The organism is Deinococcus taeanensis, from assembly GCF_020229735.1.
Lineage (GTDB): Bacteria > Deinococcota > Deinococci > Deinococcales > Deinococcaceae > Deinococcus > Deinococcus taeanensis.
In genome coordinates, this window is the sequence record NZ_CP083455.1 from 2,083,160 (window position 1) to 2,098,179 (window position 15,020).

The 15,020-nt window shown below is 68.7% G+C and carries 12 protein-coding genes; 7 read left to right on the forward strand and 5 right to left on the reverse strand.

Translation table 11 applies throughout. The features are described from left to right. Window positions 1–66: 66 nt before the first annotated feature. From gcvT to gcvP, 3 genes are all read left to right on the forward strand, one after another. Window positions 67–1,140, forward strand: a complete 1,074-nt coding sequence (gene gcvT, locus LAJ19_RS10040; RefSeq protein ID WP_225475622.1) for a glycine cleavage system aminomethyltransferase GcvT — start codon at window positions 67–69, stop codon at window positions 1,138–1,140. 54 nt (window positions 1,141–1,194) lie between these two features. Next, window positions 1,195–1,557, forward strand: a complete 363-nt coding sequence (gene gcvH, locus LAJ19_RS10045) for a glycine cleavage system protein GcvH (RefSeq protein WP_225475623.1) — start codon at window positions 1,195–1,197, stop codon at window positions 1,555–1,557. 96 nt (window positions 1,558–1,653) lie between these two features. After that, window positions 1,654–4,506 (forward strand): aminomethyl-transferring glycine dehydrogenase, encoded by a 2,853-nt coding sequence (gene gcvP, locus LAJ19_RS10050; RefSeq protein WP_225475624.1) that lies wholly within the window; start codon window positions 1,654–1,656, stop codon window positions 4,504–4,506. A gap of 259 nt (window positions 4,507–4,765) precedes the next feature. Here gcvP and LAJ19_RS10055 read toward each other — a convergent pair whose 3' ends face one another. After that, the gene (locus LAJ19_RS10055; RefSeq protein ID WP_225475625.1) at window positions 4,766–5,527 is read right to left on the reverse strand and encodes a sugar nucleotide-binding protein; all 762 of its coding nucleotides are present in this window, start codon (window positions 5,525–5,527) and stop codon (window positions 4,766–4,768) included. Window positions 5,528–5,811: 284 nt separating this feature from the next. Between LAJ19_RS10055 and LAJ19_RS10060 the strand changes: the two genes are divergently transcribed. After that, entirely contained in the window at window positions 5,812–6,672 is an 861-nt protein-coding gene (locus LAJ19_RS10060) for a hypothetical protein (protein ID WP_225475626.1), read from the forward strand. 74 nt (window positions 6,673–6,746) lie between these two features. Here LAJ19_RS10060 and LAJ19_RS10065 read toward each other — a convergent pair whose 3' ends face one another. Then, the gene (locus LAJ19_RS10065; RefSeq protein ID WP_225475627.1) at window positions 6,747–7,310 is read right to left on the reverse strand and encodes a type 1 glutamine amidotransferase domain-containing protein; all 564 of its coding nucleotides are present in this window, start codon (window positions 7,308–7,310) and stop codon (window positions 6,747–6,749) included. A 134-nt stretch (window positions 7,311–7,444) separates the two neighbouring features. On the opposite strand from LAJ19_RS10065, the gene LAJ19_RS10070 reads away from it, so the two are divergent. Beyond that, the gene (locus LAJ19_RS10070; RefSeq protein WP_225475628.1) at window positions 7,445–7,822 is read left to right on the forward strand and encodes a nuclear transport factor 2 family protein; all 378 of its coding nucleotides are present in this window, start codon (window positions 7,445–7,447) and stop codon (window positions 7,820–7,822) included. Between the two features lie 55 nt (window positions 7,823–7,877). Here the strand turns inward: LAJ19_RS10070 and LAJ19_RS10075 are convergent, their stop codons facing one another. Next, window positions 7,878–8,192, reverse strand: coding sequence for a cupin domain-containing protein (locus LAJ19_RS10075; RefSeq protein WP_225475629.1), 315 nt, complete (start codon window positions 8,190–8,192; stop codon window positions 7,878–7,880). A 224-nt stretch (window positions 8,193–8,416) separates the two neighbouring features. Between LAJ19_RS10075 and dnaG the strand changes: the two genes are divergently transcribed. Continuing rightward, window positions 8,417–10,195, forward strand: coding sequence for a DNA primase (dnaG, locus tag LAJ19_RS10080; RefSeq protein ID WP_225475630.1), 1,779 nt, complete (start codon window positions 8,417–8,419; stop codon window positions 10,193–10,195). 65 nt (window positions 10,196–10,260) lie between these two features. Here the strand turns inward: dnaG and zapE are convergent, their stop codons facing one another. Together zapE and LAJ19_RS10090 are read right to left on the reverse strand one after the other, a co-directional pair. Further along, window positions 10,261–11,271: a cell division protein ZapE gene (zapE, locus tag LAJ19_RS10085; RefSeq protein ID WP_225475631.1), complete on the reverse strand. Its 1,011-nt coding sequence runs from the start codon at window positions 11,269–11,271 to the stop codon at window positions 10,261–10,263. A 5-nt stretch (window positions 11,272–11,276) separates the two neighbouring features. After that, entirely contained in the window at window positions 11,277–11,975 is a 699-nt protein-coding gene (locus LAJ19_RS10090; RefSeq protein ID WP_225475632.1) for a S4 domain-containing protein, read from the reverse strand. 289 nt (window positions 11,976–12,264) lie between these two features. On the opposite strand from LAJ19_RS10090, the gene LAJ19_RS10095 reads away from it, so the two are divergent. Then, window positions 12,265–14,919 (forward strand): sensor domain-containing protein, encoded by a 2,655-nt coding sequence (locus LAJ19_RS10095; RefSeq protein WP_225475633.1) that lies wholly within the window; start codon window positions 12,265–12,267, stop codon window positions 14,917–14,919. Window positions 14,920–15,020: the final 101 nt, after the last annotated feature.

The window sequence follows — 15,020 nt, forward strand, 5'->3', positions numbered from 1 at the left end:
GCCTATCCCCCCGGGGCGTCCAGGCCGTACGGACACCCTGGGGGCCGCTCGGCTACAGTTTCTGGTGTGAACCAGTCCCCCACCGAGCCTCTGAAAGCGACGCCGCTGCATGCCGCGCACCTGCGCGCCGGGGCCCGCATGGTGCCCTTCGGCGGGTGGGACATGCCCGTCCAGTACACCGGCGTGAAAGCCGAACACGACGCCGTGCGCAGAGCCGCGGGCGTATTCGATGTCTCCCACATGGGCGAGTTCCGCGTAACCGGCCCCGGCGCGCTGGCCTTCTTGCAGCACGTCACCACCAACGACGTGAGCAAACTGCGCCCCGGCCGCGCCCAGTACAACTGGCTGCCCGGCACGCAGGGCGGGCTCGTGGATGACATCTACATCTACATGGTCCGCGAGGGCGAGTACCTCATGGTCGTGAACGCCTCGAACGTCAGCAAGGACTGGGCCCACCTGCAGGCGCACACCGCGGGGTTCGACGTGCAGCTTACCGACGAGAGTGAGCGCTGGGCGCTGCTGGCCGTACAGGGCCCCCAGAGCGAGACCCTGCTGCAACCCCACACCAGCACGGACCTGAGCAGCAAAAAGAAGAACGCGTACTTCCCCGCGACCCTGTTCGGGTTTGACGTGTGGCTGGCCCGGACCGGCTACACCGGCGAGGACGGCTTTGAGGTCTTCACTGACGCCAGTGAGGCCGAAACGATCTGGGACAAGCTTCTGGCCATTGGCATCACGCCCGCCGGCCTGGGCGCGCGCGACACCCTGCGCCTGGAAGCGGGCTTCCCGCTGTACGGTCACGAGTTCAGCGACAGCATCCACCCCCTGAGCAGCACCTACAGCTGGGTCGTGAAGGACAAAACCCACGTGGGCCGCGAGCACATCAGCCTCGCGCCGCCGCAGAAACTCATCGGCCTGAAACTCGACCGCGTGCCGGTCCGCGAAGGCTACCCCGTGAAGGTCGGCGGAGAGGTCGTCGGGCATATCACGAGCGGCACCAGCAGCCCCACCCTGGGCCACCCCATCGCCATGGCGCTCGTTCAGGCCGCGCACGCCAGCACCGACACCTTTGAAGTGGAGGTGCGCGGCAAGGACCACCCCGCCACCCGCATGGACCTGCCGTTCTACAAGAGCAGCTGAACACCCGCAGCGCACCGCACACACCCCTGACCTCAAACCCTGGAGAATGAACGCATGACGAACACCCCCACTGAACTGAAATACGCCGCCTCCCACGAATGGCTCGCCGCGGACGGCACCGTCGGCATCACCGACTTCGCGCAGGATCAGCTTGGTGACGTGGTGTACGTCGAGCTGCCCGAAGTGGGCCGCGTGGTGGAGGCAGGCGAGACGATCGCCGTGGTGGAGAGCGTGAAAACCGCTTCTGACATCTACGCCCCGGCCAGCGGCACCATCATCGCCGTGAACGAGGACCTGAGCGGCAGCCCCGAACTCGTGAACAGCGCCCCTTACGAGGGCGGCTGGCTGTTCAAGCTGGACGTCACCGGCGAAGGCGACCTGATGGACGCCGCCGCGTACGCCAGCGCGAACAACTAAGCAAGTCACGGGGGGCGGACTGCGGACGGGCCAGCGCGGCCCGCACGGCCGCCCCCCGTCATGACCTCCGCCCGCCCCGCCCCTCAGGAGTACTCCATGACCCGTTCCCTGACTGACCTTCTCCAGACCGCTGATTTCACCGACCGTCACATCGGTCCTACCGACGCCGAGCAGGCCCAGATGCTGGCCACGCTGGGCGTGAGCAGCCTGAACGAACTGAGCGACACCACCCTGCCCGAAAGCATCCGCTTTGACGGCGACCTGAACGTGGGTGGCCCCGTTACCGAAGCGCAGGCCCTCGCGGACCTGAAGGCCGTCGCCGCGAAGAACAAGGTGTTCCGCAGCTACATCGGCATGGGTTACCACGGCACCCTCACGCCGGGCGTGATCCTGCGCAACATGCTGGAAAACCCCGGCTGGTACACCGCTTACACCCCCTACCAGGCGGAGATCAGCCAGGGCCGCCTGGAAATGCTGCTGAACTTCCAGCAGACCGTGATGGACCTGACCGCCATGCCCGTGTGCAACGCCAGCCTGCTGGACGAAGCCACCGCCGCGGCCGAAGCCATGACGCTCGCCAAACGCGCCGGGAAGAGCAAGGGCAACACCCTGTACGTCGCGCAGGACGTGCACCCGCAGACCCTGGACGTGATCCGCACCCGCGCCGAGTACTTCGGGTACGACATCGTCACCGGGCCCGCCGACGGCCCCCTGCCGGAGGGGACCTTCGCGGCGCTCGTGCAGACACCCGGTACGTACGGTGACCTGCACGACCTCGCCCCTATCGCCGAGCGCGTACACGATGCGGGCGGCCTGCTGATCGCCGCGACCGACCTGCTCGCCAGCGCCCTCGTGAAACCCGTGGGCGAGATGGGCGCCGACATCGTCATCGGCAGCGCGCAGCGTTTCGGGGTTCCCATGGGTTTCGGCGGGCCGCACGCCGCGTTCCTGGCCTGCAAGAACGACTTTCAGCGCAGCATGCCCGGCCGCGTGATCGGCGTGAGCCGGGACGTCACCGGCCGCCCCGCGCTGCGCATGGCGATGCAGACCCGCGAACAGCACATCCGCCGCGAGAAGGCCACCAGCAACATCTGCACCGCGCAGGCCCTGCTGGCCAACATGGCCGCGGCGTACGCCGTGTATCACGGTCCGGAAGGTATCCGGACGATCGCGCAGCGCGTCCACCGCATGACGGGCATCCTGGCGAAGGCCCTGGGGAACGCGGGACTGAACGTGAACGAAGCGTTCTTCGACACCGTCACCTTTGAGGAAAGCGGCGACACCATCCGCGAGCGCGCCGAGGCGCGCGGGCTGAACTTCCGGTTCGAGAACGGACGCGTTTCCGTCAGCCTGGATGAAACGGTCACCGTGCAGGATCTCGCGGACGTGATCGAGGTCACGACCGGGCAACCGGCAGACGTGCTGGCCCTGGATGCACAGGCCACCGACGGCATTCCGTCCCTCCTCAAGCGCACCTCCGCGTTCCTCACGCATCCTGTATTCAACACGCACCACAGCGAGCACGGCATGCTGCGGTACCTCAAGAGCCTGGAGAACAAGGATTACAGCCTCACGCACGGCATGATTCCCCTGGGCTCCTGCACCATGAAGCTGAACGCCACCACCGAGATGATCCCCGTCACGTGGCCTGAATTCGGCGCGCTGCACCCCTTCGCGCCGGCCGATCAGACCGAAGGGTACGCGCAGATGCTGGGTGAACTCGAAGCGTGGCTGGCGGACATCACCGGCTACGACGCCGTGAGCCTCCAGCCGAACAGCGGCGCGCAGGGCGAGTACGCCGGCCTGCTCGTGATCCGCAAGTACCACGAGGCGCGCGGCGAGGCGCACCGCAACGTCTGCCTGATTCCCGCCAGCGCCCACGGCACCAACCCCGCCAGCGCCGCGATGATGGGCATGCAGGTCGTCGTGGTGAAGACCGACGCGGACGGCAACATCGACATGGACGACCTGAAGGCGCAGGCCGAGAAGCACAGTGCGAACCTGGGCGCACTGATGATCACGTACCCCAGCACGCACGGCGTGTACGAGGAGCGCGTGAAGGAAGCCTGCGACCTGATCCACCAGCACGGCGGACAGGTGTACCTGGACGGCGCGAACATGAACGCCCAGGTGGGCCTCACCAAACCCGGCCTGATCGGCAGTGACGTGTCCCACCTGAACCTGCACAAAACCTTCGCCATCCCCCACGGCGGCGGCGGCCCCGGCATGGGCCCCATCGGGGTCAAGGCGCACCTCGCACCGTTCCTGCCCAACCACGCCGTGCGTCCCACGTCCGATAGCGCCACCGGGGCGGTCAGCGCCGCGCCGTACGGCAGCGCCAGCATCCTCCCGATCAGCTACCTCTACATCCGTCTGCTGGGCGCGCACGGCCTGAAGAAGGCCACGCAGGTGGCGCTGCTGAACGCCAACTACATCGCCCATCACCTGAAGGGCGCGTACCCGGTGCTGTACACCGGCCGGAACGACCGCGTCGCGCACGAGTGCATCATTGACCTGCGGCCCCTCAAGCAGGCCACCGGCGTGACGGAGGAAGACGTCGCCAAGCGCCTCATGGACTACGGCTTCCACGCGCCCACCATGAGCTTCCCGGTGCCCGGCACCCTGATGATCGAACCCACCGAGAGTGAACCCAAAGCGGAACTCGACCGGTTCATCCAGGCGATGCTCGGCATCCGCCGTGAAATTCAGGACGTGCAGGATGAACTCATCACCGCCGCGGACAGCCCGCTGAAGCACGCGCCGCACACCCAGAACGACCTGATCGCCGAGGACTGGACCCGCGCGTACAGCCGCGAAACCGCCGCCTACCCCACCGCCACGCAGAAAACCTGGAAGTACTGGCCGGCCGTGAACCGCGTGGACAACGTGTATGGCGACCGGAACTTCGTGTGCAGCTGCCCGCCCGTGGAGGACTACATCGAGGCGTAATCGCCCACCAGTGCCCACGCCCTGCCTCTCCTGTCCCGGGACAGGAGAGGCTTTTTCTGGCCGGGCGGCCCCACGCCCGCAGGGTGGCGCGCAGCGCGCGGTCCAGACCGGCAGGGGTGACTGGCAAAAAAAATCCCGCCTTTTGCGGCGGTGTTAAATAAAGGATACCCCGGTATGCACGGCGCGTCAAGCCGGTGCACCCGGGGCATTTTTCTTCGTCCTGGCGGGGGTTATGGGCCGCCGCGTCTGTGGCGGGTATTCATGTGACGTTCTGGCCGAGCCGCTTGCGCAGGCCGGGCAGGCGGCGTACAGGGTCCGACAGGCGCTGGTCGTGGCTGTACTCGTCGGTCTCTTCGACCTGCCAGGGCCGGTGCAGGTGCCGGGCGAGGGCGCGGACCAGGTCGGGGAAGGTCAGGGCGTCCCGGGCGTTGCTGTCGAGGTGAACGGTGCCGGTCGTGCCGTCCTGGGCGAGTGTCACAAGCGCCTGGGCCGTATCGGTCATGAAGGACGTGGCGGGAATCCACTGGCGGCTCGCGCGGATGACCCCCTGCTGCTCGTGCTGGGCGTTGAGCTGCTGAATCATGTTGTTCCCGGGCGCCGTGGGGTGAATCTGCCAGCCGATGCGCGCGACCACGGCCCTGGGGTTCGCGTCGCGAATGACCTGTTCGGTGCGGATCTTGAGTTGCCCGTAGTCGTCCAGGGCGGTGGTGGGGTCGCCGGGGTGGTGCGGGCCGTTCGGCTGATGGTGGAAGACCATGGCCGTGCTGGTGAATACGAACGGGATGCGCCGCTCGTGGGCGTACGCGGCCAGGGTGTGCGCCCAGCGTTCCGTGCCCAGGGCGAGGTGCAGGATGCCCTGGGGGTTCAGGGTGTGCAGGTGCTGGTGGGCTGCGGGGCTGTCGTCGGGCGGGGTGACGTGGCGGTTCCAGCCTGCCGCGGCGTGGCCCTGGGCGTGCAGGGCGCCGGCAATATGGGGGGCGAGGGTGCCGGTCAGGCCGGTGATGAGCCAGGGGCGGGTCATGGTGCGGAGTGTAGACGGCGTGAGGAGGCCGGGGGCCGGGGCGGCGGGTCACGGACGCGTCGTGGTGGCCTCCCTGCTGCGTCTGCCCTGCGGTTTGAGTGTTTTTTGTGGAGGGTGAGGGAAACTGATCCTGGCAGGTGAGGCCGTGCAGGGCGGTGAGCAAAAAAGCTCCTCGTCCAACTTCGCGTATTTATTACGAAGTTCAGGCCGATCATTTTATTTTAAGATTCGTTTTCTATAGTTCTCGCATCGGTCGAGTTCGCTCACCGGAAAGGACGTTACCCATGAAAAAATTCCTTATTCCTGTGATAACTGTCGCTCTTCTCGTTCCTTCCCTGGCCGGCGCCCGCGTCGGCGCGACCGGTTCGGCGACTGCCGCCGCGTCGGCCAGCGCGGCGGTGCAGGTGTCCGCCGTAGCCCTGCTGGACGCCCAGGGCCGCGTGATCGGCACGGCCAACGCAGCCGGAGAGGTCGTGTTCACCGGAGCGACCCGCGCCGTGGCGACGGCCCGCGTGACGTTCAGTGACGGCGCGCAGGAAGCGTTCCGCGTGACAGGCCGCGCAGCGGCGCAGGGCCGCGTGACGCTGGAGTCCCTGGTCGTGGCCGGTCAGGGCGCGCAGGTGACGCTGGGCAGCGCGATCCGTTCGGAATTGCAGGTGCTGATGAACGCCCAGGCGCAGGCGGGCGCGGCAATCAGTGGGAAGACCGTGGCGCTGCTGGACGCCCGCGGGCGCGTGCTGGGCTCCTTCAACGCGGCTGGGCAGTGGATGGGCGGCGCGAGCGCGGCCCTGGCCACGTCCGTGCTGGTGACTTTCGAAAACGGCCAGCGTGCCTCGTTCGACCTGGCGGAGCGCCTGAACGCCGATGCCCGCGGCGCAGTGAACCTGGAAAGCGTGGAGGTGGCCGCCCGCGGTGAGGCTCAGGTGCTCGTGGGTGTGCTGCTGGGCGGCGCGGCGGCCGGAACCGGCGGCGTGTCGGGCGGCGCAGGCGGCAGTGTCGGCGTTGGCGTGGGCAGCAGTATCGGTGTCGGCGTTGGTGCAGGCAGTGACGCAGGCGGCACGGCCGGTGGTTCGGGCGGCGTCAGCGTCGGCGTTGGTGTCGGCGTGGGCGGCGGCATCAGCATCGGGGTGGGCGGCGGCCGCTAAAGTCCCCGAGGCACAGAGAGAGGCCCCCCCGGTTCGGGGGGGCCTCTCTCTGTGCCTGGAGCGGGCCTTTGCGTTTAGCGTTTGCTGCTGTGGTCGCCTTCCTGAAACTCCTCGATCATCTTTTCAATGAATGCGGGAATGTCGTCGGGTTTGCGGCTGGTGATCACGCCGCGGTCCACCACGACCGGCTGGTCCACCCAGTCGGCCCCGGCCAGGGTGAGTTCGTGCTTCAGGCTGGGCCAGCTGGTCATGCGCAGGCCCTGCGCGATGCCCGTCTCGCTGAGACTCCACGGGCCGTGGCAGATGGCGGCAATGGGGTGACCGTGGTCGTAGAAGGCCCGCACGAACTGCATGGCGTATGCGTCCAGGCGGAGCTTGTCGGGGTTCACGGTTCCGCCGGGCAGCATCAGACCGTCGTAGTCACTGGGGTTGGCCTGCGTCACGGTGTGATCGACGTCGTATCTGTCTTTGGGGGTCAGGTCGCCCTCCATGCTCTGAATCTGGCCGCTTTTCAGGCTGATGAGGTGGGTGGTGGCGCCCGCCGCCTCGAGCGCCTGACGGGGTTTGAGAAGTTCAACCTCTTCCACGCCGTCGGCCGCGAGAATGGCGATGGTTTTGCCCTGCAGCGTCTGTTCCATGAGGTTCAGCCTGCCGGGTGTGGGCGCCGCGGGCGTGATGGTCGGCTGAAGGCGGTTTTATAGGGAGTTGAGGGGAAGTCCATATGGTGCGGGGGCCTACGCTTGGCCGGACGGACCTGTGGTGGGGTGAGGGCATGACAGTCACCGATGACTTTATGGCGGCGTTGCAGGCAGCGGAAGCTTCAGGGGACGTGTCGGGCCTGGTGGCCCTGCATGCGCCGGAGGTGACGCTGCGCAACCTGACGGAGCGCACCTGGAAGGGGCAGGACGGCGCGCAGGACTTCTGGGAGACGTACCTGGCGAATTTCGAGGAGATCCGCAGTGAGTTCACGCGCTCACAGGAGGACGGCGGCCTGGGTGTGATGGAGTGGACGGCGACCGGCCGCGTGAAGGGCGGGCGGGAGATCAAGTACCGGGGGGTCAGCCTGATTGACGTGCAGGACGGCCAGGTCACGGCCTTCCGCACCTACTACGACACGGCCGCGTTCGTGGTCCCGGCCGCCGCCGAGTAGGACCTGCGTGTGCGCCCGCCAGCATGATCCTGGCGGGCGCATCTGCGCGGTGGCGTCAGCGGCTGGTGCCGGGCGTGTTCACTTCGAGCGCAGTGAGCGTCTCGGTGACACGGAAGGTGTGGGGCGCGCCGGCCGGCACGAGGTAGGAGTCGCCGGGCTGCAGGCTGATGGTCTGTCCGCCGATCAGCAGGTCCACCCGGCCCTCAATGACGTACCCCAGCGTTTCGTACTCGTGGTTGCTTTCGGGCTTGTTGGGGTTGGGTTCCTCGCGGTGCCACAGGCGCATGCTGCTGCGTTCGCCCTTCACGAGGTGGTGTTCACCGTCGGGGCCGTGGGTGGTGTCACGCTGGCTGACTTTGTAGGTCGTCATGAAATTCAGGGTGACCCGCCGTGCATCCGGGGAGATGAGGGGGGGCTTCAGGGGGGTTGCGGTTGGTCACGCCGGAAGGAAATGCGGCCTGCACGCACTCGGGGATTCCATCAGGTTTTTTTACTGTCCCAGACGCATTTCAGACCGTCTAGGCGCGGGGTCGGCCGTGGAGTACACTTGAGCTCTGCCGGGTCCGGTACCTGCGACAGAGAGGGGGTGAGGCCGTGGGAACGAAAGAAGACGTTCGTTCACGCTTGAATATTGCGGAGGTGGTGGGCGAGTACGTGCGCCTCACCCCCGCCGGAAAAGGGCGCATGAAGGGCCTGTGCCCGTTCCACAAGGAGAAGAGCCCCAGTTTCCAGGTGGATACGGATCAGGGCTACTTCTACTGTTTCGGCTGCAAAGCCGGGGGGGACGTGTTCAGTTTCGTGCAGCGTACCGAGAGCCTGAGTTTCGGCGACGCGCTGCGCAAACTGGCCGAGCGGGCCGGCGTGCAGGTCGAGGCGCGCTACGGCGAGCGGTCGAGCCGCGACCTGTACGACGTGAACGCCTTCGCCCTGGCGTACTTCCGGGAACACCTGAGCGGCCCGCAGGGCGCCGCCGCCCTGGCGTACCTGCGCCGGCGCGGCCTGACGGACGCCACCATCGAGGCGTTCGAGCTGGGGTTCGCACCTGACGGCTGGGACGGCCTGCTGAAGCACGCGCGCGTGAAGGGGCTCAGCGAGCAGCAGCTGCTGAGCGCCGGCCTGCTGATCGAGAATCCCGAGTCGGGGCGTGTGTACGACCGGTTCCGCGGGCGCGTGATGTTTCCCATCCGTGACCATCTGGGGCGGCTGGTGGGGTTCGGGGGGCGCGTGCTGGATGACAGCAAACCCAAGTACCTGAACACCCCGGAAACCGAGGCGTTCCGGAAGGGTGAACTGCTGTACGGGCTGGACAAGGCCCGCACCGGGCTGGGCAGCGGCGCGGAACTTGTGGTCGTGGAAGGCTACATGGACGTGATCACCATGCACCAGCATGGTTTCACCGGCGCCGTGGCGAGCCTGGGCACGGCCCTCACCGCGGAGCACGCCACGCTGCTGGAACGCCTGGGCGCGCAGAGTCTGGTGCTGATGTTCGACCGCGACGAGGCGGGCCTGAAGGCCACGCTGTCCGGACTCGATCAGGTGCTAGGCGCCAAATTCCGTGTCCGGGCCACCTCGGTCCCCAGCGGCAAGGACCCCGCAGACGCCCTGCTGGCCGGCGACGAGGCGAGCCTGCGCCGCGCCCTGAGCAGCGGCCTGGACGAGGTGCGCTACCGCGTGCAGGCCGCCATTGAAAAGCACGGCACCGCCACCAGTGAAGGCAAACGCCGCATCCTCATGGAACTGCTGCCGCGCATGCAGAACCTTGATCCGCTCGACGAGATCGCTGAGGGCGTGCGCGGCGCGGCGTGCGAGACGCTGGGCATCAAGCCCGAGGCACTCATGGAGTGGATTGCCAGCAAGGCCAAGCGCCGGCAGCTGACCGACACGCACCTGGCCGGCATGAGTACCGGGCGCGGCGAGGAGGACCGGGAAGTGGCGCTGCTCAAGCAGCTGCTCGTGGACCCGACGCTGCTCGCGAAACTGGACGGCGGCATGCCGTGGCGCAACGAAGCGGTGCGTAAGGTGATGCTAGCCGCGCAGGGCGCCCGCAGTCCCGACGACATTCTCGACGTGTTCCGCGGCCAGCCCGAGGAGCAGTTGCTGATCCGCCTGATGTTCGAGGGGCGGGACGCGGGGACCATCGGCCGGGCGAACAGCGAGCAGTACGAGCAGAAGGTCTCGGCGTACGCGGCGGCGGCGGTCGATGACATTCAGGTCACGATGAGCATCGACACGCTGCGCGCCGAGGTGGAGCTGCTGAAAAAGCAGGTGGCGGACGCCGCGCCCGCCGAGCAGCTGGCCCTGCTGCGCCAGATTCAGGACCTGCAGCGCGCCATTGAGGCCGAGAAGCGGGCCCGCACGGCCAGCCGCGCGTAGGGCGTCCGCTGCGCTTCGTGGCGCGCGACTGGTCTTGAAACGAAGGGAGCACGGCGCTCAACCCGTCAGGTCAGGGTGGCGCGGGCCTCCTTGAGCAGTTCGGACAGGCGGGACAGGCAGCGGCTGTACTTCTTGGCGTACGCGCCGTGCCGGTACGTGTCGCTGAACAGGGCGTTCAGGCTGCTGCCGGTAAAAGCCGCCGGCAGGCCCAGGTCGTAGAGCTTGTCAATGAAATGCACGAAGCGCAGCGCGACGTTCTGGTCGGGCATGGGGGTCAGATCGGTCACGGCCACGGCGCTGACGCCCTGCAGCAGCCGGGCGAAGCGGCTGGGGTGCACCTGCAGCAGGTGGCGGCTCAGGTCCCGGTGCGTGAGACGCGCCAGGGTGTCCGGGTTCTGCCGCGCTTCCCAGGTGCGCGCCTCCTCGGGCGTGAGGGTATCTTCGGGGCGCACGCCGCGCTGGCGGTAGTCGGGGCCGTCAATGCGGTGCGTGTCGAAGCGGCTGGCGATGCCCTGAATCTGGCGCTGGAAGTCCTGCGCGTTGAATCGGCCCTGCCCGAGCGCGCCGGGTTCGGTGTTGCTCGTGGCGATCACGCTGGTTCCGGCGGGCATCAGCTGGCCCAGGAAGGTGTTGGCCATGTGGGTGTTGCCGGGGTCGTCGAGTTCGAACTCGTCGATGAGCAGCAGGTCGTGCCCGCGGAATGCCTCGACGGCCTGGGTCATGCCGAGCGCCCCGATGATGTACATCAGGTCCTGGAAGCTCATCAGCGCCGCCTCGCCCTGGGCGGCGTGCCACGCACTGGCGAGCAGGTGCGTTTTGCCGACGCCGAACCCCCCGTCGAGGTACAGGCCGCGGCCTTCGGGTTTGGCCCGCCGGAACAGGCGGAAGCCTCCCGGGCGGACCTGGGCGCCCTGCAGGAAAGCCTGCAGGGCGGTGCGGGCGTCCGCCTGGCTGGGGTACTGCGGGTTGGGCGCGTAGGTGTCGAACCGCACGGCGTGGTAGCGGGGGCTGGGGGTGAGTTCGCGGGTGAGGGCCGCGGGGTCAGGGGCGGGGTTGCGGGTGGTGAGGTCGATCACGGCCGTTACTTGTGCACGTCGAGTTCGACTTTGTAGTTGCCGCGCCGCGTTTCGTTCACGACGCGTTTGAAGTCAATGCGGCCGAGGCCGTCAGCGGCGAGGCTGTCGCCTTCACGGATTTCGCTGCTGGCGCGGGCGGGCTGGCCGTTGAGGCGGACCTTGCCGCCGTCGATGCCCTGCTGGAAGTACGCGCGGCTCACGCCGAAGCCTTTGGCGCCGACCACGTCGACGCGCATGCTGGGCACGACCACCTCGCGGAGCTTGCTGCCGCGCCCGGCGCTCTCCCCTATTTCCTCGACGTCCAGGTCGCGGCCGCCGAGACTGGTGAGGTCCGCGAGGGTCTGCGCGGCCTTGCCGGTGGCGGCCACGAGAAAGCTGCCGCGTTCCTCACGCTGGTCGCCGAGCTGCTCCTCATTGAGTTCCAGGCGGCGCAGCTGCACGCTGAAGTCCTGCAGGTCCCACGCCGGGCCGCCGGGGTGAGGGGTGAGGCGGTAGACGGTGACGCCGCTGTCCACTTCGGGAATGTGAGCGGGGTGCAGGGTGAGCACCACGCGGCGGGCGTCGGGGAAGCCGCCGGCGATCTTGTGGCGCAGGTCGTCGCCCGTGAGGAGGCGGCGGTCGATGTCGTCGCCGTCGACGAATGGGGTGCGGACCACGCGGCCGCCCCGGGCCTGAGCGATCAGGGTGGGGAGCTTCTGCTTCATGGGCTGAGGATAGTGCGTGGCGGGTGCGGCGCCTGCACGTGTGATGTGGGTGTGCGGCCGCCCGGCAGGCGCTCCGGCGGGGTAAGAGGATTTGAGTGCCCACCAGACGGCCTTTCCCGGCTTCCGGTGGCGCAGGCAGCCTGCCGCGCCGGTGCCGCCGAGGTGTGAAAGGTGAGGGAACCTTGAATGAGCGCGGTAAGAGTTCCCCTGGCAGGATGACGGCGTATGGTCCGGCTGCCCCTCCCCCTTCCCTTTTCAGTTCTGCACGCTGGTGCGAGGTAAATCTAAAGTGACCCCTGCTGCTTTTTCCGTGGTCCACGCGGCCCTGAGTGACCTGCTGCGCGTTCATACCCCCCAGGCGACGCTGCTGGCTTCCCTGGGCAACGAGGTCTTCAAGGTCCGGGCCGACGGGCCGCCGGAAGCGACCGGCCCGGACCTGGTTCCGCCGGACGAATGGTTCGAGAGTGGGGAGATGACGTGGCTCACGCGGGACGGCGCGCTGCTGGGCCTGCTGTGGCATGAGGAGGGCGCCGCGACGGACCCGGCGGTGCAGGTGCTGACCATGCTGCTCGCGGCGGCCCGCACGGACGGCGTGACCCGCGAAACGGAAGTGCTGATCACGCAGTTGCCGGTCGCCACGGCCTGGCTCACCTCGGACCTGGTGTTCCGCCGGGTCAGCCGGCCCTTCCTGGAGCTGTTTGGCGTGGATGAGGCGGACGTCACGGGCTGCCCGGCGGAAACCGTCTTCGAGGACCGCCCGGCGCTCGTTCAGGCGCTCACCCAGGCGGGTGCAGGCCGGTCGGTGCGGCTGCCGGACGAACGGGTGGTGCGTCCGCAGGGCGCGGTGTGGGTGCGCGGCGAGGCCCGGCCGTACTTCGGGGCGTCCTCGGCGGGCGTGATGCTGACCCTGCAGGACGTCACGGGGGAGTACGAGCGGGCAGCGCGCGTGTCGGCGCTGCTGGACACCGACACGCCCTCGGCGCTGCTGGCGGACTCCGGCGCAGTGCTGCAGGCCAGTCAGGGCCTGCTGGCGCTGCTGCCGGCGGGCGCGCCGGTGGTGACGGGCGCGCCGCTGTGGGCGTGGGCGTGCTTTGCGAACGTGCCGTCTGACGCGGTGCGGGACCTCGTGCGGCTGGCCGCGTCGGGCGGCGCCGCCCGCGCGGACGTGGACCTTGCGGGCGGCGGAACCCTCACGCTGAGTGTGCGCCGCACGTCCGAGCCGGGCCTGCTGGTCGCGGCTGGCGAGGCGGGCGCGCGCGACGGCCGGGCGCCGCTGGGCGTCATGAACCAGGTGCTGGCCCTCTCCGAGGACGCCACGATCCTGGTGGATCACGCGGGGCGAGCGCAGCTGGTTTCGGAACGCGCCGCAACGCTGCTGGGGGTGGACGCCGCGCGGCTGGTGGGGCTGGCCGTCACGCGGGTCCTGTCGGAACTGGGGGTGCGGCTGTTCACGCCTGAAGGCGAGCCGCTGACTGTTCCGGAGTGGCGTGAGGTGAAGCTGCCGCTGCGGCGCGAGGTGCTGCTGGCCCTGCCGGACGGCACGGTGCGGCAGATGGAACTGCGCGCCACCGGCGTGGGCGGCGAGGCCGGCGGGGCGCGCGGCAGCGTGCTGCTGACCATGCGGGACCTCACGGCGCTGCGCCGGGCGCAGGCGAAGATCCGGCACGACGCGCGGCACGACGCGCTGACCGGCCTGATGAACCGCACCGGCCTGCGTGAGGTGCTGGCCCGCCGCGCCACGGCAGGCACAGCCGTGTGCCTGGACCTGGACGGTTTCGCGGAACTGAACGCGGGCCTGGGCCGCACGGCCGGAGACCGCCTGCTGATTCAGGTGGCGGCGCGTCTGAACGACCTGGCGACCGAGGTGAGCGGCGACGCGGCGCGCCTCGCGGACGATTCGTTCGCGGTGTTTCTGCCGGAACTGAGCGCTGACGAGGCGACGGCGCGGGTGGCGCTGGCGCTGGCGTCGCCCCTGCGCGCCGGACGGCGGGACGTGCAGGTCACGGCGGCGCTGGGGGCCGCGGCGTGGAACGCCCAGGCCCCCGGGGACGCAGTCCTGACCGACGCGGAGGTGGCCATGCAGCACGCCAAGCGGCAGGGCCGGTCGCAGCGCAGCACCTTCGCGCCGGCGCTGCGTGAGCAGGTGGCGCGCGCCTTCGAGATGGAGGAGGCGCTGCGTGGCGCGCTGGACAAGAGCCAGTTCACGCTGCTGTATCAGCCGGCCGTGTCGTTGCGGCGCGGCCGGGTGGTGGGCGCCGAGGCCCTGCTGCGCTGGGAGCACCCGACGCTGGGGCAGTTGAGCCCCGGTCATTTTCTGGAGCTGGCGAGCCGCAGCGAACTGATCACGCACGTGAGTGAGTGGGTGGTGCAGGAGGCGGTGCTGGGGCGGCAGGCGGTGCGTTCGGCGTTACCGGGACTGCACCCGGAGTGGTCGGTGAGCGTGAACCTGAGTCTGGAGGAACTGCGGCGGTCGGCGGGGTTGCGGCGCCTGCTGCCCCTGCTGTCTGCGGAGGGCGCGCCGGATATTGAGGTGTCGGCGGGAAGCCTGCTGGATCACAGTCAGGAGACGCTTGGCCTGCTGGAGCAGCTGCGGTCGCTGGGGGCCCGCCTGAGCGTGGATGATTTCGGGGATGGCGCGAGCAGCCTCGCGGCCCTGACGCGCTTTCCGCTGAGCACCGTGAAACTGCACCCGACCCTGACGGCGCGGCTGCCGGAGGACGAGAAGTCCCTGACGCTGGTGCGCGGCACGATTGATCTGGCGCACAGCCTGGGTCTGCAGGTGTGGGCCGTGGGGGTCGAGACGGCCGAGCAGCTCAGTGTGCTGCGCGAGCTGGGCTGTGACGCGGCGCAGGGCTTTGCGATTGCGCCACCCATGCCGGGCGCAGACCTGGTCACGTGGCTGAGGCACCGCGCTGCACCTGGGGTTCCCGCAGCACAAAGTTAAAGAAGGAGTGAAGTGGTGTGGGTCAGATGGCGTGCGGGGTGACACCTGCATGCCCCGCCGGTTGTTTAACGTGAAGACGCTTTTTTGCACTTCATTCCACC